Source organism: Thermosynechococcus sp. PKX82 (genome assembly GCF_031583255.1).
In the GTDB taxonomy this organism is placed as follows: Bacteria; Cyanobacteriota; Cyanobacteriia; order Thermosynechococcales; family Thermosynechococcaceae; genus Thermosynechococcus.
Genome location: NZ_CP134169.1, coordinates 1,112,666 through 1,135,257, shown reverse-complemented (window position 1 = coordinate 1,135,257; position 22,592 = coordinate 1,112,666). Strand labels below are relative to the sequence as shown.

Here is a 22,592-nt window from a genome sequence, read left to right as displayed (position 1 = left end):
CAAATTGGCAAATTGAGTTCCAGTGAGTTATTGGCTTAGTTATTGGCAATACTCAGAATCCAAGTCCCGATATAACGCATCAGGGGAATATCGCCGGGGGAGCCAATGCGCGCATTGAAGTAGTACATCCCGCCATGATTGGGATTGCGCACATTGTTGAGGATCACTTGCACGGGCGTGCCTGCGGGAATGACCTCTGCGGGTACGATGTCAATGACGCGGTTATCGCGGTCAAGGGACACCTCCGCTAGTTCAATTTTTTGGCCAAGATTACGGCGGAATTGAAAAAAGCGATTCCCGCGATCGCCCCCCACCCGTACCTCGATACCCCTAGGATCAATAATGCCGTTGTAGTAATCGGGATAAGTAATGTTAATGCGATTAATCGCGACTTTTTGTTCCCCCAAGCGCAGCCAGTAGCGATCGCCCATAAAGCCGGGCGTACCGTTTTCTAAATGGTACTGGAGTTGCTGCCGTCCACTGGGACCATCTCCCCAAGTGAAGGTAAAACCCTGATTGACTTGGGCACGCACAAGGGCAGGGGTCACAAGACCAAAACTACACCCCAACAGAATCAGAACCGGTAGGAAACGCTTCACCATAGACAACCCTATTACGACACACCACAGATACCTGACTTTCAGACGGGGAGGATTCGCTCAACGTTCCCCTACGGATCAGTCTGCTTAGTATCCTAACGGCAAAGACTCACCATTGCGAAGAAAAACTAAACTTTATTGAGAGATTTTTACTTAATTGCTGGTTTGCTGCACCAACTGAGCAAAGAATCCCCCCCGGCTGGCGACACTGGAGGGGGCATCCTTATCGGCCATCTGTACGGCCACAATTTCTGAGGTGAGGACAGTTAACTTCTTGCCCACTTGGCGATCGCACGTCAGTTCGAGGACAGTCGGGGTGCCACTGGCCATCGCCTGCTGAATTTGCTGATAGACTGCTGTCGCTGCGGCACTTTCCTTGCGTTCAATGCTCACGGGCATGGGGACATGACGCAGAATTAAATCAATCGTGTACATTGCGTTCTTTAATCACTCAGGCTAGGTTCGTATATTCTTCACTGTAAAACGCTGTGGCCAGAAAATCATCGGTGACTCAACGTACTTGTCCACTGTTGGTGGAGCGATCGCAATAGGGGCACATCCACATAGGTGGTCCAGCCCACTTCACCGCGAATCACTTGAAAGGGGTAGTCGGGTTCCCCTAAGCAATCCAAGACAAGCGCTGCATCCCGAAAATCATGATCCTTGGTGTAGTCGGTGATCGTGATAATGGTCGCTAGGCGACTGGCGGTGGCTGCCTGAATCCCATTGGCGGAATCCTCAAAGGCAAGGCACTCTTGGGGCGAGAGGCGCATTCTTTCAAGGGTGTAGAAGTAAATATCGGGCGCAGGTTTCTTGGCGGGCACCACATCCCCAGCGGCAATCACCTCAAACCAACTGACGCCATCAGCAGCAAGGGCATTTTCAAGGAGTGCGGTGACATTGGCAGGGGTGGTTGTGGTGGCGATCGCCAAACGTAATCCTGCTTCACGGGCTTCAGTGAGCAGCCGTTTCACCCCCGGCCGCAGGGGAATCGCCCCTTCTGCCAATAGCTCCGTATAGTAGCGGGTCTTCGCCTTGTGCAGGTCGGCAATCAGGGCATCCAAATTTTGGGGACGTGGCCAATCGGGACGAAAGCAATCAAGGTAATACTTCATGCGCTCCTTACCCCCCGCCACCGCCAGCAGTTGACCATAGAGGGGAATATCCCACTCCCAATCTAGGCCTGCCGCAGCAAAGGCTTTATTGAAGGCAATGCGATGGCCATCCCGCTCAGTGTCCGCCAAGGTGCCATCCACGTCAAAAATCAGGGCGTTGAGGTGAGCCATAGAGGGTTTTTACTCTACCCCTTTTAGGGGAAAACTTAATGGAATGACTGTAATTTTACCAGTCGTGCTCGCACTGCCTGATGATTGCCCACGGGTTCACGGAAGTGCCAAGTTTCCTCAGGGCCAAGGCCATAAACCTGTACCGAAACGGCGCCGACCCGCTGCCCTGCCTTGTCAAAAAGTTCAAAGTCCGCCTGAATCATGCGCAAGTGCTCTTCACTGTAGTTTTTCAGAACGCCCACAATAAACGGTGCACCGCCCTCGATGTGCCACTTAAAATCGGCCATAGTGACGCCTTGTTGCGCAAGGGTACCGCCAATCAAGTGCTGCATGCGTTGCTGTTGCTGCCACTGACCGAGATGATAGCTAAAGATCACTAGTAAACTCACAACCCCAGCGGCGATCGCCACCACCCACGGAGCCGAGGAAGCATACACAGGGGCAGCTAGGGCTGGGTGGGGGGGGCGTAGATCAATGACCTCTTCCCAATCGGGTTTAGGCGAACCTTGAATGCGGCCAATAATTTTAATGCGAGCAATATCGTCGAGGTGAAACTGTCCCAAGCGGGATTTGAGGAGATCCACCAAGGCAGAATAGTGGGCAACGGTGCCGGGGGGCTTATTCAAAACAATGTTTAATTGGTTGCGAAACTGATTGACTTGAACCACAACGGCATGTTCTGAAAGCACATCCTGAAGGATTTCGCGAATTTGCTCAACTTGTAGTAGCCCCATGCCCGAACCCCTACCCCGTGGCAACAGAATGACTGCTGGGAAACCTGTACCTACCGATGGTAAACCTACCGTTCTATGTGCCAGTGTACACAAAGTCCCAGTGATACCAATCTGTGAATTCACGGTATTTTACAGGTACGGTTCGCAGGCCGACAGCGATCGCAATGGCCACAACGCAATCCCCCTGCCTCAGTGGCAAAACCAAAGGCTTGGAGGAGAAACTGCCAGCGGCAGCCGCGGTGATAGAGAAACTCTTGCATCAACTGTTCTTGAGTGTCTTTGGGCGGCGGTGGCACCTGTGCTAAGGGTTGACGGCAATAGTGAAAAGGGTCTTGCCAGCGGAGTGCCCCCTGTTGATGCAGTAATGCTAGGGTCAGTTCCACCTCAGGAAAGTGTTGTCGCAGTTGCGGAAGATTACCCCTGAGGGGCAGATGCGTCTGAAGTGCCATGGCACGATTGTAAGTATCTTGACTTTGGCGCTGAAAAAAGTGCCAACGCTGTTGATCTTCGCGATCTAAACCCCAGCGATCGCTCACCAAGGCCAGTGCCTGTGCTGGTTGGCCATCTCGCCCAGCGCGTCCCACCTCTTGGAGGTATTCACTGAGTTGCAGGGGTGGCTGATAGTGGCAAATCCAACACACATTGGGTTTATTCACCCCCATACCAAAGGCATTGGTACAGACCACAAAGGGTAGCTTATCCTGCAACCAATCGCTCTCAATTTGGCGTCGCTGTGCTGCCGGCAGTCCGCCATGGTAAGCGGTGGTGCGGTACCCCTGCTCCTGAAGCCAAGTGGCCAAGGTTTCACAGTCGCGGCGAGTGCGGGCATAGATCAAGCCTGAGGTTCTGCCCTGCTGCTTGAGAAATTGCTGGAGACAATGGCGGCGATACCCCCGACTCCACACAGAGCGTACGGCTAAATGGAGATTGGCACGATAGGGGCTGTGAATGATCTGCACAGGCTGCTCTAGACCTAAAACCTCAATGAGGGTGCGTTGGGCATTGGGATCGGCGGTAGCAGTAAAAGCAGCGATCGCCAGCCGGGGGTGCAGCGGTTTACATTGGCGCAGGGCAGGCCGCACCGTTCCCAAGCGACGATAAACGGGTCGAAAGCGATCGCCCCACTGTACAAGGCAATGGGCTTCATCCACAATCAAGCCATTGAGTTGAATCGGTGCTGCACAGAGGCACTGCCAAAGGGGGGTGGAAAATAGGGACTCCGGCGAAAGATACAGCAGGCGGTAGTGGGTTAGGCGCGAGAGAATCTGGCGGCGTTGGCGGCTGGGCAGTTCACTATGATAGGCTGCTGCCGCAAGACCCCGTTGCCGCAATTCAGTGATCTGATTTTCCATGAGGGCAAGCAGCGGCGAGATCACCAGCGTCAATCCGCCCTGAAGCACTGCTGGCAATTGAAAACAAAGACTTTTGCCCGCTCCGGTAGGGAGGACAATTAAGGCATCCCGCCGTTGTAAGAGTGCCGTCATCACCTCTGCTTGAGGCGATCGCAACTCAGGATAGCCCCAGTATTGTTGTAGGGCGGCCTGTATGAGATCTAAATCGGCATCCGGCATTGCACTGGCTTAAGCCTTGATGAGAAGTCTCAGCGTTGCAAAAAGCGGCACAGTCTTCTGGGAACAGCAAGAGGAGTGAATTTAGAATAATTTTAAGCAAGAAATCCTAGGATGCCTAAGACCCTTTAGGCCTATCACTGTTGCCGAAGTGTAAAACGCTTATGGAGATGAACCTATGGGCATGAAATTTGTGCCGCTGGTATGCGTGGCAATGTTGGCAGCGGTGGTCGCTCCGGCAACTGCCCAAAGCCGCCGCCAACCCATCAATCCCCAACAATTTCCTGTCAGTCAGCCCACCTTGCCGCAGGCTTTTGATCGTATTGATGGCAGTCAGGGGTACTGGCAAGATGATTCGATCGCTGGCGACGCGGCCTTTACGTTTGGGCTTCCCACCTATCGGGATAATGACATTGTGAATCGGGCACGGCGGATCAACTACGTTTCTACGGATGCGTGGTATCAGCAAAGCAATCAACCCCCTGTGCGCACCCGTGATCTTGATAGTCCCTTCTGTACCTCGATGTACGGTACGCCCTTTCCCTGCAATTTGATGGTGGAGTCGCCGCTGCCACCGCCGCAACAACCCTTCTTTGCCCCCCCACCCCCCCCAGCGGTGATGCCAGCTCCGCCGGTACGTGCCCTCTACTAGATTCAGCCGCAAAGTGAACCCGTGGGGGCACTGCCCCCTTTTTTGGTGTTTAAGGGGCGATCGCCAAAGAAAAAACTATAGCATCCGCTATGCAGTTCCATTAAAATAGATTGCAGTGGTTAAAAAGCATTAATAAATGTTTTCTTTTTCTTAAAAGTGTTCCCACTGAACCATTGGCGAACTTTTACTTTTCTGATTACGAGCGATCGCAAAACTTATCGTATATTTCTTTTTACCTTCTTTTTATCTTGTTACCTGTTGAAGGACTAGCTCTTGCTCCCTTGAATCCTGTCAAATTCTCTCCTATAGAATGTATAAAACCCATCGCCTATTCAAACTTCTATCAACGGTTCTTCTATTACACATACATCACTGATCTATAGGTTCTCCCTAATTATGCTTCCCCATCAAGAACGGCTCTCAATTTTTATCGATGGGAATAATATGTTCTATGCCCAGCAGAAAAATGGCTGGTTTTTTGATCCCCGTCGTGTTCTCGAATTTTTTACCCGTGACCCCAACATTGTATTGGTGAACGCCTTTTGGTACACCGGCCTCAAGGACATACAAGATCAGCGTTCGTTTCGCGATGCCCTCATTAACCTTGGCTATACGGTGCGCACAAAGCTGTTGAAGGAATATTACGACGAGACCCTAGGCAAGTATTACCAAAAGGCCAATTTAGACATTGAAATTGTGATTGATATGTTCAACACCGTCGGTCAGTACGATCGCGTGGTTCTCTTTAGTGGCGATGGCGATTTTGAGCGGGCGATCGAACTCCTGCGCTCTAAAAACACCCACATTACGGTTGTTTCCACCGAAGGCATGATTGCCCGTGAGCTGCGCAATGCCACCGATCGCTACATTGATTTGAACGAAATTCGACCCTTTATTGAAAAAACTGACTCGCAAAATCCCAACTAAAAAGCGCACCCAGCGATCGCCAGATGCGCAAGCAAATGAGGTGTTTTCTTAAGATGTCTAGAACAGGCCGAGAGTCAGCGACTTATCCAAGGGGAAAGCAGCACCGATCCCCAGCCATAGCGTCACCAATGTGCCAAAGAGGAAGACTGTCATGGCCACAGGACGACGGAAAGGATTCTGGAACTTGTTGACACTTTCAATGAAAGGAATCAGCATCAAGCCCAAGGGAATGGAGGCATTCATGAGCACCCCCAGCAGCTTGTTGGGCACCACCCGGAAAATCTGGAAGGTGGGATAGAGGTACCACTCCGGCAAAATTTCCAAGGGGGTGGCAAAGGGATCCGCTGGCTCACCGACCATGGCAGGATCCATCACCGCTAGACCGATCACAAGGGCGATCGTGCCCATAATCACCACGGGGAAGATATAGAGCAGGTCATTGGGCCAAGCGGGTTCGCCATAGTAGTTGTGGCCCATGCCTTTTTTCAGTTTTGCCCGCAGCGCCGGATTCGTTAAATCAGGCTTTTTCAAAACTTTTGCCATAAATCAATCGTTCTCCTAGAGGGTCAGCAAGGGGGGAGATTACTTGGAGCATAACAAGTGGAACCGCCGAAAAGAGCAGGCTCTGTTACATTTCTTGATGCTTGGCTTACAGGGGACCCGAAATGCCCTGCTTACGAATCATCAGGAAGTGCATCAGCATAAAGACGGCGATCGACCACGGCAGCACAAAGGTGTGCAAGCTATAGAAGCGAGTGAGTGTGGCTTGACCGACACTTTCACCACCGCGCATTAGTTCCACCAGTTGATCGCCCACCACGGGAATCGCCGCAGGGATACCGGAAACGATTTTGACCGCCCAGTAGCCCACTTGATCCCAAGGCAGGGAGTAGCCCGTGACCCCAAAGCTGACGGTAATCACCGCCAAGACCACACCCGTCACCCAAGTAAGTTCGCGGGGTTTCTTGAAGCCACCGGTAAGATAGACGCGGAAGACATGCAGAATCATCATCAAGACCATCATGCTGGCCGACCACTTGTGAATGGAGCGGATCAACCAGCCAAAGTTGACCTCATTCATGATGTACTGCACAGAGGCAAAGGCTTCAGCCACCGTCGGTTTGTAGTAAAACGTCATGGCAAAGCCCGTGGCAAATTGGATTAAAAAACAGGTGAGGGTAATGCCACCCAGACAGTAAAAAATGTTTACGTGAGGCGGCACATATTTGCTGGTGATGTCGTCAGCGATCGCCTGAATTTCGAGGCGTTCCTCAAACCAGTCGTAAACTTTGTTCATAACAGTGATTAGTCCTGCGAAACCGCTGCTTTACTTTGAAAAATGTAACATATGCCCTCTCAGACTTTCCATATTGAGTTACCGGCACTCTCAGGTTGATTGGCGCCACCGAGCGTCCGATAATAAAGTCTCAACAGCTTCAGGATGCTAACTTGGGGCTGTCTCCTCTGCTACCTTACTCACAACGACCGCTTGGGAGGCTTTGAGATGAATCTGTTGAAGAAACTCTTTGGTGCGATTTTTGGCCTATTGGGGGCAATCGCGAAACTCTTTGGTTTGGGCAAAAAGGGCGAGTTTTACATTGAATTAGATAAGAGCACGGCTGCCCCTGCTGCACCGCCAACCCCTACTAAAGCGGCAGAACCTGCCTCGACCCCTGAACCTGCTCCTGCTCCTCAACCCGCTCAACCCGTTGCCGCCGCACCCACCCCCGTTGCCACAGCTCCCGCAGAACCCACCCCCACCCCTGTCACCCCCAGTGTTCCCTACACCCGTTTTGCGCGGCGTCGTCCGGGGGCTAATATGGCTGCCTTCTTGAATATGGCGCGGCAAGTTCGTCCCTCTACCTAGGAAACCTCATCCACAGAGCATTGGATGTAAAGGGGCTGTTGATGTGGGAATGCCCCTTTTTTTGTGCAGGGTATCCTCTCTGCGCATTGCAAGATTCCCGCAGTTGCAGTAGCATGCTGACAAATTGTGAGGGTGTATAGCTATGGGTCAGAAGCCGTCAAGCGGATGGGCAGCTGCCAAGATTTTTGCAGGATTACTCCTCCTCTTTACCATTGGCGCCTGCGAGGCGGACACCACCACCACAACCCCAACGGGTGAGGGGCTGCGGATTGGCTCATTGTTGCCCTCAACCGGCGACTTAGCCTCGGTGGGAACCCCTATAGCTGAAGTTGTCCCCCTGCTGGTGGAAACGGTGAATGCCTGTGGTGGTGTTAATGGCCAGCCCGTCACGCTTATTGCTGCTGATGATCAATCCAATCCTGCCTCTGGGGCAGAAGCGATGACGAAGTTGGTGGAGATTGACCGAGTTGCCGGAGTCGTTGGTTCTTTTGGCAGTAGTGTCTCCAATGCCGCCGCCGATATTGCCACCCGCGGTCAAGTGATGCTAATTTCCCCCGGCAGTACGAGTACACTCCTGACTGAACGCGCCAAGAAAGGAGACTTTAACGGCTATTGGGCACGCACTGCTCCCCCCGACAATTACCAAGCCCAAGCCCTTGCCCAACTGGCCAAAGAACAGGGGTATCAACGAGTCGCCACCGTGGTGATCAACAATGACTATGGCCGCAGCTTTGAGCAGGAATTTACCCGCGCTTTCAAAGCCCTAGGGGGAACCGTGATCAATGAAGACCGCCCCACCCGTTATGATGAGCGGGCAACCACCTTCACAACAGAAGCCGCTGCCGCTTTTAGCGGGAACCCCGATGCGGTGGTGGCTATTTTGTATCCGGAAACGGGTAGCCTGCTCCTGAAATCCGCCTTTGAGCAAGGTCTCACCCAAAACGTGGCCATTCTCCTCACCGATGGCGTCAAGTCCGAAAGTTTCCCTGAGCAAGTGGGCCGTACTCCCGATGGCAAATACATTATTGCCGGTGCCAAGGGAACCGTTCCCGGCGCCGATGGTCAAGCCCTGAGTCGCCTGCGAGAACTGTGGCGTGCTAAAAAAGGGAGCGATCTGCCGGCCTTTGGTGCTCAGACTTGGGATGCCGCCGCGCTCCTTGTACTAGCTGCACAGGCCGCAGGACAAAATACGGGTGAAGGGATTCGCAGCAAATTGCGCGATGTGGCCAACGCACCGGGGGAAGAAGTGGATGATGTGTGCAAGGGACTGGCTTTACTGCGGGAAGGCAAAGAAATCAACTATCAAGGCGCCAGTGGCAATGTCGATATTGATGAAAATGGCGATGTTGTCGGGGTCTATGACATTTGGCAGGTCACTGATGACGGTAAATTAAAGGTAATTGGTCAAGTGAATCCCCAAAAACCCTAGGCATGGCAAGCACATTTTCCTTTGATATTGTGAGTGATTTTGACTGGCAAGAGCTGGTCAATGCAGTGGATCAAACGGAGCGAGAGATCAAAGCCCGCTATGACCTCAAGGATACCCAGACCACCCTTGAACTGACAAAAGAGGGACTGACAATTCACACCGATAGTGAATTTACGCTCAATTCAGTGCAAACGATTCTGCAACAGAAGGCGGCGAAGCGGCAGTTGTCTCTGAAAATTTTTGACTATGGGCCTGTGGAAGCAGCGGGTGGTCAACGGGTCAAACAGTTGATCAAATTGCGGCGCGGGATCAATTCAGAACTAGCCAAAGAGATTAGCAAGCTTATCCGCAATGAATTTAAGAAGGTGCAAGCCGCGATCCAAGGGGATGTGGTACGGGTCAGTGCCAAATCAAAGGATGATCTACAAGCAGTGATCCAGCGCCTGAAAACTGAGGATTACCCCGTGCCATTACAATTTACGAACTACCGCTAGGGGTTAAAGGGTCATGTTGGGGTCTGTATCGCTGGGAACGTTGGGGTTAATTGTCGGTTCACTGCTGACGGTGGTGGGAGTGGTGGCCTATGCCACAGGGAATGCCACCTTGAATCTAGCGGGCTTTTTCTACGGTGTGCCCCTGCTCTTAGGCGGCTTGGCACTCAAAGCGGCAGAACTCAAACCGGTGCCCTATCGTGAAGCCCCAACTCCAGAGGCGATCGCTGGCCGTGCCCAAGCAACCCCCACCCAAACGCAAATCCGTAAGGATGTCACCCGTTATCGTTACGGTCAAGAAGCACACTTAGATAGCACATTGGCCAGTTTAGGTCTGAGTCCCTCGGATGCCGAGCGTCCTGTCTTGGTGGCGATCGCCGAGACCTTAACAGACGGTGCTTATACATTAATTTTAGAATTTGACTCCCCGGCGGTTCCCCTTGAGGTGTGGCAATCGAAGCAAGCCAAGATGCAGACATTCTTTGGCCCCAATATTCGGGTAAGCATGACGGATCAGGGAAACAACCGTGTGGCAGTGGCGCTGATTCGCGAGTAAGCCTGTGGTCAACCCTGTTCCAGTTGCCTAAGATGATTGGTAAACCGTTTTGCCCTGAATTCAGGTGTTACGATAGCATCATCATTGCGGCATTCTAGCCTAAAGAGTAAGACTTTTTTGCAAGCAGTCTCCTCCTGACAACGCATTTTTGGAAACGGCGATTACGGCTATGGGTAAAGTCATTGGCATCGACCTTGGAACCACAAATAGTTGTGTGGCAGTCTTAGAAGGGGGGAATCCTGTCGTGATCCCCAGTGCCGAGGGTGGGCGCACCACCCCCAGTATTGTTGCCTTTGGCAAATCGGGCGAACGGTTGGTGGGTCAACTGGCGAAACGGCAAGCTGTCACCAATGCCGAGAACACGATTTTCAGTATCAAGCGGTTTATTGGTCGCCGCTGGGAGGAAACCGCTGAAGAACGGGGGCGCGTGCCCTATACCTGTGTGCCGGGTCGCGATGGCATGGTGGATGTGCAGATTCGCGATCGCACCTATACCCCCCAAGAAATTTCTGCCATGATCCTGCAAAAGCTGAAGCAGGATGCGGAAGCCTATCTGGGGGAACCCGTGACCCAAGCCGTCATTACTGTGCCAGCCTATTTTAGTGATGCGCAACGCCAAGCCACCAAAGATGCGGGGGCGATCGCTGGCCTTGAGGTAATGCGCATTATCAACGAGCCAACGGCGGCCTCCTTGGCCTACGGCATCGACAAGCAGGATCAAGATCAAACCATTTTGGTTTTTGACTTGGGCGGGGGCACCTTTGATGTCTCGATTCTGCAACTGGGGGATGGCGTCTTTGAGGTGCGCTCCACAGCGGGGAATAACCACCTAGGGGGCGATAATTTTGACGAATGTATTCTTGATTGGCTCTTGGCCTGTTTTAGGGAGCAGGAGGGGATCGATCTCTCGAAAGATAAAATGGCACTGCAACGCCTCCGCGAAGCGGCTGAAAAAGCCAAGGTGGAGTTATCGGGCACCCTGAGCACTTCCATTAACCTGCCCTTCATTACGGCTGATGAAACAGGGCCTAAGCACCTTGAAATGGAACTCACCCGCAGTAAGTTTGAGGAACTCTGCGCCCACTTGGTTCAGGCCACCCTCGAACCCATGCAGCAGGCGATCGCCGATGCCGGTTTGACGGTTCAAGAGATTGATCGGGTGTTACTTGTCGGTGGCTCAACCCGTATTCCTGCCATTCAGCAGTTGGTGAAGGAATTCTGTGGCAAAACTCCCGATCGCTCCGTTAATCCTGATGAAGCCGTTGCCGTAGGGGCAGCCATTCAAGGCGGCATTCTGGGCAAGGAAACAACGGTCAAAGATCTCCTGCTCCTAGATGTCACCCCGCTGTCTCTGGGGTTGGAAACCCTTGGCGGTGTCTTTACCAAAATCATCGAACGTAATACCACCCTCCCCACCAGTAAGACGCAGACCTTTTCCACCGCTACCGATGGCCAAACGGTCGTGGAAATTGCTGTCTATCAAGGGGAGCGCCCGATGGCAAAAGACAATAAACAACTGGCCTGCTTTGAGCTCACGGGCATTGCCCCTGCCCCTCGCGGCGTGCCGCAAATTGATGTCACGTTTGATATTGATGCCAACGGTATCCTGAGTGTGTCTGCCGTCGATCGCGCCACCGGTCGCCAACAAAGTGTGCGCATTACCAATCGCGGTGGCCTCAGCAGTATGGAAATCGAGCGCATGCGCCAAGAGGCAACGATTTATGCCCAAGCCGACCAAATCAAGAAAGAGATTGCCGAACTGCGCAACCAAGCCGATGCCCTGCTGTACAGCTATGAATCAACCATCAAAAACCATGGCATCACATTAACTCCCGATCTACGGGCACGGATTGAGCCGGTGGTTCAGAGTATGCAGGCAGCAATGGTGGATGACAATATTACCCCCGATGAAATTCGCAAGCGGATGGAAGCCCTGCAGCAGGCCTTGGTGACCTTGGGAACGGTGGTCTATCAACAAACCGCAGGCGGTTCCATGATGACCTCAACCCCGACAATGGGGGGTGCTACGATTAGTTCCCAAGCCACTCAAGTTTTAGATAGTGATGCCACAATAATCAGCGATAATGAAGAAACAGTTGTTTCAGATTATGAAGCGGTTGATTAATTTAGGTAACGGTGGCTATGGCTCGTGATTTCTATGAGATCTTAGGTGTCTCACGCTCTGCGGATGCTGAAGAATTAAAACGAGCCTATCGGCGCTTGGCTCGCAAGTATCACCCCGATGTCAACAAAGAACCGGGCGCTGAAGAAAAGTTCAAGGAAATCAACCGCGCCTACGAGGTGCTCTCGGATCCCCAAGCGCGAGCCAACTACGATCGCTTTGGTGAAGCCGGGGTCAGTGGCGTCGGGGCTGCTGGCTTCAGTGACTTTGGCATTGGTGACATGGGCGGCTTCGCCGATATTTTTGAAACCTTCTTTGGGGGTGGATTTGGTGGATTTACCAGCAGTGGGCGGCGGTCGCAGGGGCCAACCCGCGGTGAAGATCTGCGCTATGACCTCAAACTCGAGTTTCGCGAAGCGGTGTTTGGCGGTGAGAAAGAAATTCGCATTAATCATTTGGAAACCTGTAAAACCTGTCAAGGCACAGGGGCCAAACCCGGCACACGGCCAGTCACTTGTAGTACCTGTGGTGGCATCGGTCAAGTGCGGCGATCGGCACGCACTCCCTTCGGCAGTTTTACCCAATTGACCACCTGTCCGACCTGTGGCGGTTCGGGGGAAGTGATTGAATCTCGCTGTGAGTCCTGTGGTGGCCAAGGCCACATCCAAGTCAGCAAAAAATTGAAAATTACGATTCCTGCGGGGGTGGACAATGGCACCCGGCTGCGGGTCTCAGGGGAAGGAGATGCCGGTCTGCGCGGAGGCCCTCCCGGCGATCTCTATGTGTATCTGTTTGTCGAACCCGATCCTGAGTTTCAGCGCGAAGGCAACAACATCCTATCGCGGATTAAAATTAGCTACCTGCAAGCGATTCTTGGCTGTCGGATTCCCGTGAGTACCGTGGATGGCGAAGCAGAACTGAAGATTCCCGCAGGCACCCAACCCGGTACGGTGTTAATCCTAGAAGGCCGAGGCGTCCCCCGTGTGGGCAATCCCGTGGCGCGGGGCGATCACCTCATTACCGTTGATGTCGAAATTCCCACCCATATCACCCATGAAGAGCGAGAACTGCTGGAGAAATTGGCCAAGATTCGCGGCGAGCGTATGGGCAAAGGCGGTCTAGAGGGCTTCCTCGGCAGCTTATTTGGTGGTTAGGGCGCGTTGCCTAAAATAGAAAAAACCGTTGGGGGCGCTGGCCATGCTGACTGAGGTTTTGACAGCACTGGATCAAGGAAATTTCCAACAGGCAGAAAAATTGCTGGCCACCTTGCCTCCTGAAGACCCCCGTGTCCTCCTGTGCCGAGGTCAACTCTATCTCAAGACAGAGCGGCTAGAGGAGGCGGAGTCAGACTTTCGCCAATTACTGCGGCTGAACTGTGGCCCCAAGCTGACGCAAATGGCTCGGCGCGGCCTTGAAAAAATTGAGCAAATTCGCCAACAGCAGCGGCAACAGGCGATTTTAGCAACCCATGCTGTGGTGGGAGTCGAGCAGCAGGGCCTTCTGGTTTTGGAGGGGGTGGCTGGCTCTGAGCAGCGGACGATCCTTGCCCGTCTTTTGGCCACCATGTTTAAGATTGACCCCTACACGGCGCGACTGTTGATTCCGTCGCGGGGCTGGCGTTTGATCCGCACGGGCAATTTTGCGGAACTCACCGTCTATTGCCAAGAACTGAAACAGCAGGGGTTTACCCTCTTTTGTGTCCCCTTTGAGGCACTGACAGCCACACCCGTCTTGCAGGTGCGTTATTTTGCAGCCTTGGAGCCACAGCCGCGTGTGGTGTGTACCAGTTCGCTCTCGCCAGAGCCAGTGGAGTTAACGTTTACTTGGTCACAGGTCAGCCAGCGCGTGGAGGGGTTGCTGCCGATTTTTGAGCAAGTGTTCGATCGCGATCGCCAAGGAAAAGTCACCCGTAAAGAACAAATTCAGGATCATGCCCAGTGCTGTGATCTTCACCTGTTTCAGCAAAATCAAATCCTGCGCTTTTATCGCGGCGGTTACCAGTTTCACCAAGGGATTCCCCTCAATCAAGTGGCAGAGGTGATCCAGAGTGATTTGGATTTGGATCAAAGTACCTCATGGGTGAAGTGGCGGCAGTTATCGAGTCTGTGGCAGCAGCACTGTGGCGATCGCCCCGTGTGGCAAGACTTTACCAGTTTTGCTGAAACTGCTTTGGACTTTAGCGAACTCCTGAGTAAAATTCCCCCCCACATTAACCTCTTTCGCCGTGAAGACAGTCCTTGGGATGCCGCCTTCATGCTCTACAGCAGTTTGGCCTTTCACCGTGACCGCAGTGGCAGCAACCGCTAAGCTAGAAACAGAAGTCTGCTCGTGCGAGTATCTGTGTTGCACCGACTCCAACAAGCAATTAAAAATGATCTCATTGCTGGTCTGCTGGTGGTGATCCCGCTGGCAACAACGATTTGGCTATCGATTTCTGTCTCCAGTTGGGTCTTGGATCTCCTCACCCGTATTCCTAAGCAGGTGAACCCCTTCAAAACATGGCACCCCCTGTTGGTGGATCTGCTCAATGTGGCGGTGGGGATTTTGGTGCCCTTAACAGGGATCTTGCTCATTGGCTTGATGGCACGCAATATCTTTGGCCAGTGGCTGTTGAACACAGGTGAGAGCATTCTCAAGCGCATCCCTTTGGCGGGCACCATTTATAAGGTGCTGCAACAACTCCTAGAGACAATTCTGCGGGACTCGCGCGATCGCTTTCGCCGAGTGGTGCTCGTAGAATACCCGCGGTCGGGTCTGTGGGCCGTGGCCTTTGTCACTGGCACGATTAATGGTTCATTGCAAACGGTCTTTTCCGAGCCAATGTTGAGTCTATTTATCCCCTCGTCGCCTAACCCCACCACCGGTTGGTATGTGATTGCCAGTGAGCGGGATGTGCGAGATTTGGATATTTCGATCGAGGATGCCTTTAAGCTGATTATTTCCGGGGGGATTGTTACACCGGGATCAGTTCCGACCTCGACCCTGCCCCCCGCCCCTGCGTCGTTGCGTTAAGAACTCGTTTTTGAGGATTTACCCATGATTACTGCTCGTCGTGTTGCCCGTGAATTGGCGTTGCTCAGTGCCGCTCAAGTGTTACGCCAACCGAAACTGCTCGATGAAAGTGACTGCCGCAGCTTGATCCTGATGGCGGTACGGACGCTGGCGAGTGATGTGCGCGATACCCTCGAACAGGCCGGCACTGAACTCAGTGAAAGTCAGCGACTGCTCAACCATAGCGAGTTTCAGTTGCCCCACCTCGAAAAGGCACAGATGGTGCTTCAAGATGCCCTCAAGCGGGCGGAAAAGGGCTTGAACAAAATAGGTGCTGCCCTCGATTTACCCGAAATTCTCTACTTTGCCCATCAAGAGGAAGTTCAAGCCTACGCGATCGCCCTACTGCGCAGTTTGCAGCGACACCAAACGGAGATTCAAGAACTGGTGAATCGCTCAATGGTGGATTGGCAACTGGAGCGACTGACGCACTTAGATCGCGCCATTATTGAAATGGCCGTCGCAGAGATGCGCTATCTTGACGTGGCCAAGCCAGTGGCCATCAACGAGGCGATCGAACTGGCCAAACGCTACAGCGACCAAGGTAGTCATCGCTTTATCAATGGTGTGCTGCGGCGGATCAGTGAGGCCCTTGACACGGCTCAAGCGGCCACTGGTAACTGAAACGACTGCCACAATTGCTGCCGCCCCAATTCCACATCCTCAGGCCGACATTGCCAGTGGGGATGGGCACTCATCACTAAACTTTCGAGGGTTTCGCGATCAAAGAGATGCCAAACAGGGGCACCGGCAACAGGGTGGGCGATCGCCAAGAGATTTTCAGCCACGCAGTGAATTTCTAAACAGGTGGCTGCTCGCTGAATTTGCAACTGCTGCCCCGGTAGGAGTGATCGCACCGCCTCCATAATTTCCCGTAGTTCCGAGATGCTCTGGACACATACCCCCGGAATGGCCACCCGCTGCTGGGGATCCCCATTGACTTGCAGCCAGTAATGACGGCTGGGATCAATTCCCAGAAGCCAAGGATCAACATCATCTAAGCGATAACGGGGAGCCAAGGAGAGTCCGTGCATCATTTATCCATTTCCTAAATCACAGCATTGATATCTGGCGATCGCAAGGGATCACTCTCGTATATGTAGTGTGATAAGTCTCCTTTATTTGATCAATCAAAGTTAATAATGCTTAATCTTTTGCCCATAGTTGTTAACAAAGCGCCGTTTTGCCCCCAGCAAGATCACTGTTTTGTTGCGGCAGCTACAGTTATCCGAGAGAAAATGGTTAAAATGAAGTTAAGAATAGGTTAACCCCTGAGAAAAAGGATAGGTAAGCAATGAATAAATACGAATTTTTACATCCCTACAGCCGTTACCACGGTGAGTTTACACCCGAAAACTTTTTATTTGATGCCAACTTACAGGAGTTTGCGACCCGAGTGAGCTACATTTCCAGTCTCGAAAACAGTGGCAAGCTTTCCCCTCAGGAAGCCTATGAGCAAATTAAACGCCTTTGGCAAGAACTGAAAGCAACCAAAAAAGCGCTGCTAGATACGGCGCCCCCTAGCTAGGCTTGGAGGCGATGGAGTGTCTCCCGAATCAAGTCGGTCGGTACCTGATCAAAAATGTCCACATGGCCAATGGCGGTGGGGAGAATAAATCGCACCTGTTGCGCCTGAACCTTCTTGTCATGCTGTAGCAGTGCCAGCAGTCCCTCCACATCAAAGTAAGCCGGGATTGTGGTCGGCAACTTTGCCTTGAGAATCAATGCCCGTTGGGCAGCGGCGGCTTCTGCTGACCAGTACCCCAAGGCCACCGCCAGTTCCCCAGCGGCAATCATGCCAATGGCCACAGCCTCGCCGTGATTCAAAAGGCGATAGTTGCCCATACTTTCAAGGGCATGGCCAATGGTGTGCCCGTAATTCAAAATGGCCCGCAGTCCGGTTTCGCGCTCATCCTTGCTAACCACATCCACCTTCGCTTGGCAGGAACGCTGTAGGATTTGAAGCAACTGCTCAGCAGGCACAGCAGCCATGCGATCCAAACGCGGCAGCTGACTCAACAAATCAAACAGCTCAGTATCCCAAATCACACCATACTTAATCACCTCTGCCATACCAGCCCGGAATTCTCTGGGGGGCAGGGTTGCCAAAACATCGGGATCAATGACCACAAGACGAGGTTGATGAAAGGCTCCAATGAGATTTTTGCCTTGGGGATGGTTCACCCCTGTTTTCCCACCAATCGCCGCATCCACCATCGCCAAGAGACTGGTGGGAATCTGAACCACGGCAATCCCCCGCAGCCAAGTCGCCGCCGCAAAGCCAGTCATGTCGCCAATGACGCCACCACCAAGGGCAAAGAGCGTAGAACCCCGCTCTAAACGCTGACTCAGGGCAGCATCATAAATCTTTTCAACGGTTCTGAGGGTTTTGTAGCGTTCCCCTGCTGGGAGAATACAGGGGGTGACTTGCCAGCCCGCTTGCGTTAATGCCTCTTGCACATCCGTGCCGTAGTGCCGCCAAATTTGCGGATTGGAAACGATGAGGGCAGGGGCTTTCGGCGTCAAGGGCGTATATTCAGCCAACAGTGCAGGCAACTGCCGCCGTGTGTTGGCACCAATGGCAATTCGGTAGGCGTGCTCACCAAGGGGAACGGGAATCAGCGTCGTCATTGTCGGATTTGCTGGGGACAACTACATTAAGTATTTTTAAGTATTTTCAGTCATCACTGCCGGGGCGGGGAAAGGCCGGCTTCGCTTGCCAAGGGGCAAAAAACGGCAGGAGGAGAAGTGCGGGTAAGGCAGCGCCAATTGTAAAGAGAAAAAAGAGCGGCCACCCCATGATCTCTGCCGCTTTGCCCGCAGGGGCTGCTAGCACGTCTCGACTAAAGGCAAAAAGGCTAGAGAGCAGGGCATACTGCGTTGCGCTAAATTGAGGGTTGCAGAGGCTCATTAAAAGAGCCGTCAGAGCAGCGATCGCCAGTCCGGCACAGAAGTTATCAATACTAATGGCGGCCACCATCACCGTTGGATTGGCACCGGCATTGGCCAAAACAAAGTAGGAGACATTGCTAGAAGCTTGCAATCCCCCCATGATCCAAAGAGCACGGTGAATACCGATTTGACTGATGGCCGCCCCGCCGGCAAGGGCACCAACAATGGTGGCAATCAGCCCGACACCCCCTTGCACCGCACCAATTTGGGTTTGGCTAAAGCCCTGCTGCAACAGGAAAGGGGTCATCATGTTCCCTGTGAGCGCATCCCCCAAGCGGTAGAGGCAGATAAAGAGCAGAATAATCAGCCCTGTTCCCCAGCCGTAGCGCTGGAAAAAATCAAGGAAGGGGCGAATCACTGCTTGTGCCAATGAAGGAGGAGCCGGGGGATGGACTTCGGGTTCCGGTGCCCAAAGGGTCGTGACCATGCCCACGAGCATCAGCAGCGCCATCAGGACGTAAACCACGGGCCAAGGCAGTTGATCGGCAAGAATCAGGGCTAGGGAACCCGTGACCAAGAGCGCAATGCGATAGCCAAGGACGTAAATACCTGCACCCGCCCCCATTTCAAGGGGTTCTAGGACATCGGCACGATAGGCATCCACCGCAATATCTTGGCTGGCGCTCAAAAAGGCAATGGCGAAGGCATTCACTGCCAATAGCCGTAGGCTCGTACTGGGATCCTGTACCGCCATTAGGGCGATCGCCCCCAAGAGGAGCACCTGAATGAGCAGTAACCAGCCCCGCCGCCGTCCCAAAAAGGGAATCGTATAGCGATCCAGTAAGGGAGACCAGAGAAACTTCAATGAGTAGGGCAACCCCACGAGGCTAAAGAGACCAATAGCGGTCAAGTCAATGCCCTCAACGGTCATCCATGCTTGCAGTGTTCGGCTGGTGAGAAACAGGGGCAACCCTGAGGAAAAGCCCAGCAAGAGCAGTGCTGCCATTTTGCGACTTTGAAACACCCGTAGAGCTGCGCCGATTCCCGCCATTCATGTCGTTTCCCTGCTTGAGACTTGCCCTAGTGTAGAGCAAAAGGGGCAGTCACCTAAAGACTACTGGCTTGACTGATGCGGCTGGGGCGAAAAGCGGGCCGACAGGTATCTAGGGAAACGGGGACGGGTTTGACGTGCCAGATGTCTTTGCAGTACTCCGCAATCGTGCGATCGCTAGAGAATTTGCCCATGCGCGCCACATTAAGAATAGACATCTGTGTCCAGTGGCTCTTCTCGCGGAAGGCTTGGGCAACCCGTTGCTGACAGTCCACATAGGATTGGTAGTCCGCCAACAGCATATAGGGATCTTCGTTGAGCAGGGAACTGACAATCGGTTCAAATAGCCCCGGCTCACGTGGATTGAAGTAGTCGGAAATCAGGCTGTCAATCACTTTCTTGAGCATTGGGTTGCTGTTGTAGTACTCGCAGGGATTGTAGCCCTCAGCTTTCAGGCTCATTACCTCTTGCGCCGTCAGACCAAAGAGGAAGAAGTTCTCTGCCCCCACCTCTTGGCGAATTTCCACATTTGCCCCATCCAGAGTACCAATCGTCAGGGCACCATTGAGGGCAAATTTCATGTTGCCGGTGCCGGAGGCCTCCTTACCAGCGGTGGAGATCTGCTCTGAAAGATCAGCCGCAGGATAGGTCATTTCCCCAAGGGAAACGGAATAGTTACTGAGGAACACGACCCGCAGACGGCCATTGACATCCCGATCATGGTTGACCATATCCCCCACCGCATTGATCAGCTTGATGATCATCTTGGCCATGAAGTAGCCGGGGGCTGCCTTGCCGCCAAAAATAAATGTGCGCGGCTGAATGTCAATGCTGGGGTTGGCCTTGATTTGTTCGTAGAGGGTAATAATGTGGAGCACCGCCAAGTGCTGCCGCTTGTACTCATGGATCCGCTTCACTTGAATGTCAAACAGGGAATAGGGATCCACCTCAATCTGGTTGTGGCGCCAAATGTACTCCGCTAGGCGTTCTTTGTTGGCTTGCTTGATTTGCTGCCACTTGGCCTGAAAGGCGGGATCCGTGGCGTAGGGTTCTAGGCCGCGCAGGTCTTCAAGGTGGGTAATCCAGCGATCGCTCTTCAGTGTTTCGGTAATCAGACTGGCCAAGCGGGGATTACTCATCAATAGCCAACGGCGGGGGGTAATGCCATTGGTTTTGTTCTGGAACTTGTTGGGGTACATCTCGTAGAAGTCCCGCATCAGCTCCTGCTTGATCAGCTCTGTGTGCAGTTCGGCGACCCCGTTGACCGTATGGCTGCCGACACAGGCCAAATGCGCCATGCGCACCTGCTTGGGATGACCTTCCTCAATCAAGGACATGCGTGCTAAGCGGGCAATGTTGCCGGGATAGCGTTGGCGAATCTCGTTGAGGAAGCGGTAGTTAATCTCGTAAATAATTTCAAGGTGGCGCGGCAGTAGTTGCGCAAAAAGTTCCACCGACCAGCGTTCAAGGGCTTCCGCCAGCAGGGTATGGTTGGTGTAGGCAAAAGTGCGCTGGGTAATGTCCCACGCTTTTTCCCACGGGAGTTGGTACTCATCCACCAGCAATCGCATCAGTTCAGCCACCCCAATGGCGGGGTGGGTATCATTGAGCTGAATGGCTACTTTGTCGGGGAAGGCATCAAAGCTGGTGTGCCGCCGCAGGTAAAGGCGAATAATGTCCTGCAACGAACAGGAGACAAAGAAATACTGTTGCCGCAGGCGCAGCTCCTTGCCTTGGGGAGTGTTGTCGTTGGGGTAAAGAACCTTCGAGATATTCTCACTAAAGGTTTTTTCCGAGACCGCTTGGGTGTAGTCGCCGGCGTTGAAGACCTGTAAATTAAAATCCTGAGCAGCGCGGGCACTCCAAAGGCGCAGGGTATTGACGGTATTTTTGCCATAGCCTGGAATTGGTGTATCGTAGGGGGTGCCCAAGACGGTGGTACTGGGAATCCAGCGCACGCGGTAGTGCCCTTGGACATCGGTGTAGGCTTCGGTGTGGCCGCCAAACTTAACTTCGACATTGTAGTCGGGGCGGGCAATCTCCCAAGGGTTGCCAAAGCGCAGCCAGTTGTCGGGGACTTCGTGCTGCCAGCCATTGGTGATGATTTGCTCGAAAATCCCATACTCGTAGCGAATGCCGTAGCCAACAGCGGGAATTTCGAGGGTGGCTAAGGAGTCGAGGAAACAAGCCGCCAACCGTCCTAGGCCGCCATTTCCTAAGCCTGGTTCAGGTTCGCGATCCATGAGTTCATTGAGATCTAAGCCAAAGTCGGTCATGGCCTGTTTGGTTTGCTCATAGAGGCCGACGTTAATCAGATTATTCAGAAGCAAGCGACCAATGAGAAACTCTGCCGACAGGTAATAGACCACCTTGGCATCCTGCTCAAAATAGGTTTGGGCGGTTTTAATCCGTCGATGCAGCAGGCGATCGCGCACCGTGTAGGCCAGTGCCATGAAGTAATCGTAGGGCGTGGCAAACATGGCATCCTTGCCCTGGATGTAGTGCAGGTTATCAACAAAGGCGCGCTTCAGGGTTTGCACGGTCATCCCTGTGCGATCGCTCTCGATATACAAATCGCAGTGTTCGTCGTTGGCAGTAGGGTTGGTGTGGGAAACTGAATGAACAGGATGACCGTTGGGCGTGGCGGAATTATTCATGCAACCTGTAGCTCTGAAGGAATCGGCAATCACTTAACTTAAGGCTAATACAGATTTGTGAAATGTACATTAGACTACCGCTGCGGGAATTTTAATAATTGATTTATCTGCCTTTACATTTTTTTAATCTTCTCAAAGAGTCTGCCAATCCCTTGGGCAATCCCTAATCAAACCAACCAATTTCCGCATCCCCAAGGGGAGAGGCATTGGGATTAGGGATGGGAACTTCATTAACAAGGGGTTTAAATCCCACATCCTCAAAGCGGTAGGGCTGAGGCGCCGTGAGTTGGCGAATGACTTCTTTGGCCTCTTCAAATTCGGCTTCTAGGGTCTGATGGCGGGTTTGGAGGTTCTGAAGCTCAGTTTCGAGGGCTTGGGCGCGATCGCGCCACCTTTGCACTTCCTGTTGCAGTTGCTCTATCTGGGTACTGTGAGCGGTTTTCTCAGCTTCTGCCGCTGCTAACGCTGCTTTGAGGGCGGCCAGTTCTTGCTCTAGTTCTGCCTTGGTGGGCTGGTGTCGACTCCGCTTGCTGGGCGCTTGACGCTGTTTAGCTGCCTCTTGCCGCAGTAAATCGCTGAGGTTTTGGTGTTCCATCCAATCCTTAAATTATTTGCAAAACAACAGGCGTGCATTTGTCCCTCTTTTGTTAATACTGATCTTTGCATAAAATTCGCACTGATAGGATATAATCGCTTGGAATTCTTTTGGC

24 protein-coding genes are annotated in these 22,592 nt (G+C 52.9%); 12 read left to right on the top strand and 12 right to left on the bottom strand.

From position 1 onward, the window contains the following. Positions 1-35: 35 nt before the first annotated feature. From RHH53_RS05365 to RHH53_RS05345, 5 genes are all read right to left on the bottom strand, one after another. Positions 36-602 (bottom strand): DUF2808 domain-containing protein, encoded by a 567-nt coding sequence (locus RHH53_RS05365; RefSeq protein WP_310438428.1) that lies wholly within the window; start codon positions 600-602, stop codon positions 36-38. 150 nt (positions 603-752) lie between these two features. Continuing rightward, positions 753-1,034 (bottom strand): hypothetical protein, encoded by a 282-nt coding sequence (locus tag RHH53_RS05360; protein ID WP_206201388.1) that lies wholly within the window; start codon positions 1,032-1,034, stop codon positions 753-755. Positions 1,035-1,099: 65 nt separating this feature from the next. After that, positions 1,100-1,885, bottom strand: a complete 786-nt coding sequence (locus RHH53_RS05355; RefSeq protein ID WP_206201387.1) for an HAD family hydrolase — start codon at positions 1,883-1,885, stop codon at positions 1,100-1,102. A gap of 35 nt (positions 1,886-1,920) precedes the next feature. Continuing rightward, on the bottom strand, positions 1,921-2,619 hold the full coding sequence (locus RHH53_RS05350) for an FxLYD domain-containing protein (RefSeq protein ID WP_310744198.1): 699 nt from the start codon (positions 2,617-2,619) through the stop codon (positions 1,921-1,923). A 119-nt stretch (positions 2,620-2,738) separates the two neighbouring features. Next, complete coding sequence (locus tag RHH53_RS05345; protein ID WP_310744197.1) at positions 2,739-4,190, bottom strand: RecQ family ATP-dependent DNA helicase; 1,452 nt, start codon at positions 4,188-4,190, stop codon at positions 2,739-2,741. A 175-nt stretch (positions 4,191-4,365) separates the two neighbouring features. On the opposite strand from RHH53_RS05345, the gene RHH53_RS05340 reads away from it, so the two are divergent. Beyond that, the gene (locus tag RHH53_RS05340; protein WP_206201384.1) at positions 4,366-4,839 is read left to right on the top strand and encodes a hypothetical protein; all 474 of its coding nucleotides are present in this window, start codon (positions 4,366-4,368) and stop codon (positions 4,837-4,839) included. A 396-nt stretch (positions 4,840-5,235) separates the two neighbouring features. Continuing rightward, positions 5,236-5,766 carry an NYN domain-containing protein gene (locus RHH53_RS05335; protein WP_302676561.1) on the top strand — a complete coding sequence of 177 codons (531 nt, stop codon included), beginning with the start codon at positions 5,236-5,238 and terminating at the stop codon, positions 5,764-5,766. Positions 5,767-5,823: 57 nt separating this feature from the next. On the opposite strand, the gene petD is transcribed toward RHH53_RS05335, so the two are convergent. Both petD and petB read right to left on the bottom strand, forming a co-directional pair. After that, a complete protein-coding gene (petD, locus tag RHH53_RS05330; protein WP_011056640.1) occupies positions 5,824-6,309 on the bottom strand; it encodes a cytochrome b6-f complex subunit IV in 486 nt (161 codons plus the stop codon). Between the two features lie 106 nt (positions 6,310-6,415). Next, positions 6,416-7,063 (bottom strand): cytochrome b6, encoded by a 648-nt coding sequence (petB, locus tag RHH53_RS05325; protein ID WP_011056639.1) that lies wholly within the window; start codon positions 7,061-7,063, stop codon positions 6,416-6,418. A 207-nt stretch (positions 7,064-7,270) separates the two neighbouring features. Here petB and RHH53_RS05320 point away from each other — a divergent pair, with 207 nt between their 5' ends. The 9 genes from RHH53_RS05320 to nusB all read left to right on the top strand — a co-directional run bounded on the left by RHH53_RS05320 (position 7,271) and on the right by nusB (position 15,906). Next, positions 7,271-7,633 carry a hypothetical protein gene (locus tag RHH53_RS05320; RefSeq protein WP_206201714.1) on the top strand — a complete coding sequence of 121 codons (363 nt, stop codon included), beginning with the start codon at positions 7,271-7,273 and terminating at the stop codon, positions 7,631-7,633. 142 nt (positions 7,634-7,775) lie between these two features. Further along, positions 7,776-9,062, top strand: a complete 1,287-nt coding sequence (locus tag RHH53_RS05315; protein WP_206201382.1) for an ABC transporter substrate-binding protein — start codon at positions 7,776-7,778, stop codon at positions 9,060-9,062. Between the two features lie 2 nt (positions 9,063-9,064). Continuing rightward, entirely contained in the window at positions 9,065-9,556 is a 492-nt protein-coding gene (locus RHH53_RS05310; RefSeq protein ID WP_206201381.1) for a YajQ family cyclic di-GMP-binding protein, read from the top strand. 13 nt (positions 9,557-9,569) lie between these two features. Then, the gene (locus RHH53_RS05305; protein WP_206201380.1) at positions 9,570-10,109 is read left to right on the top strand and encodes a DUF2854 domain-containing protein; all 540 of its coding nucleotides are present in this window, start codon (positions 9,570-9,572) and stop codon (positions 10,107-10,109) included. Between the two features lie 169 nt (positions 10,110-10,278). Next, positions 10,279-12,234 carry a molecular chaperone DnaK gene (gene dnaK, locus RHH53_RS05300; RefSeq protein ID WP_206201379.1) on the top strand — a complete coding sequence of 652 codons (1,956 nt, stop codon included), beginning with the start codon at positions 10,279-10,281 and terminating at the stop codon, positions 12,232-12,234. Between the two features lie 17 nt (positions 12,235-12,251). After that, positions 12,252-13,385 carry a molecular chaperone DnaJ gene (gene dnaJ, locus RHH53_RS05295; RefSeq protein ID WP_302676564.1) on the top strand — a complete coding sequence of 378 codons (1,134 nt, stop codon included), beginning with the start codon at positions 12,252-12,254 and terminating at the stop codon, positions 13,383-13,385. 43 nt (positions 13,386-13,428) lie between these two features. Then, positions 13,429-14,538 (top strand): tetratricopeptide repeat protein, encoded by a 1,110-nt coding sequence (locus RHH53_RS05290; protein WP_310744196.1) that lies wholly within the window; start codon positions 13,429-13,431, stop codon positions 14,536-14,538. 33 nt (positions 14,539-14,571) lie between these two features. Continuing rightward, on the top strand, positions 14,572-15,243 hold the full coding sequence (locus RHH53_RS05285; protein WP_206201376.1) for a DUF502 domain-containing protein: 672 nt from the start codon (positions 14,572-14,574) through the stop codon (positions 15,241-15,243). Between the two features lie 24 nt (positions 15,244-15,267). Further along, the gene (gene nusB / locus RHH53_RS05280; protein ID WP_310453421.1) at positions 15,268-15,906 is read left to right on the top strand and encodes a transcription antitermination factor NusB; all 639 of its coding nucleotides are present in this window, start codon (positions 15,268-15,270) and stop codon (positions 15,904-15,906) included. Here the strand turns inward: nusB and RHH53_RS05275 are convergent. Further along, positions 15,885-16,319, bottom strand: coding sequence for a hypothetical protein (locus RHH53_RS05275; protein ID WP_206201374.1), 435 nt, complete (start codon positions 16,317-16,319; stop codon positions 15,885-15,887). The genes nusB and RHH53_RS05275 overlap by 22 nt on opposite strands. 257 nt (positions 16,320-16,576) lie before the next feature. Here RHH53_RS05275 and RHH53_RS05270 point away from each other — a divergent pair, with 257 nt between their 5' ends. Beyond that, the gene (locus RHH53_RS05270) at positions 16,577-16,810 is read left to right on the top strand and encodes a hypothetical protein (RefSeq protein WP_206201373.1); all 234 of its coding nucleotides are present in this window, start codon (positions 16,577-16,579) and stop codon (positions 16,808-16,810) included. Here RHH53_RS05270 and aroB read toward each other — a convergent pair. The 4 genes from aroB to RHH53_RS05250 form a co-directional block, all read right to left on the bottom strand. Continuing rightward, a complete protein-coding gene (aroB, locus tag RHH53_RS05265) occupies positions 16,807-17,913 on the bottom strand; it encodes a 3-dehydroquinate synthase (protein ID WP_206201372.1) in 1,107 nt (368 codons plus the stop codon). The two genes, RHH53_RS05270 and aroB, sit on opposite strands and share 4 nt — an antisense overlap. 46 nt (positions 17,914-17,959) lie before the next feature. After that, entirely contained in the window at positions 17,960-19,225 is a 1,266-nt protein-coding gene (locus tag RHH53_RS05260) for an AmpG family muropeptide MFS transporter (protein WP_206201371.1), read from the bottom strand. A 56-nt stretch (positions 19,226-19,281) separates the two neighbouring features. Beyond that, the gene (locus RHH53_RS05255) at positions 19,282-21,882 is read right to left on the bottom strand and encodes a glycogen/starch/alpha-glucan phosphorylase (protein ID WP_206201370.1); all 2,601 of its coding nucleotides are present in this window, start codon (positions 21,880-21,882) and stop codon (positions 19,282-19,284) included. Between the two features lie 163 nt (positions 21,883-22,045). Beyond that, on the bottom strand, positions 22,046-22,477 hold the full coding sequence (locus tag RHH53_RS05250) for a hypothetical protein (RefSeq protein WP_310744195.1): 432 nt from the start codon (positions 22,475-22,477) through the stop codon (positions 22,046-22,048). Positions 22,478-22,592 lie beyond the last annotated feature (115 nt).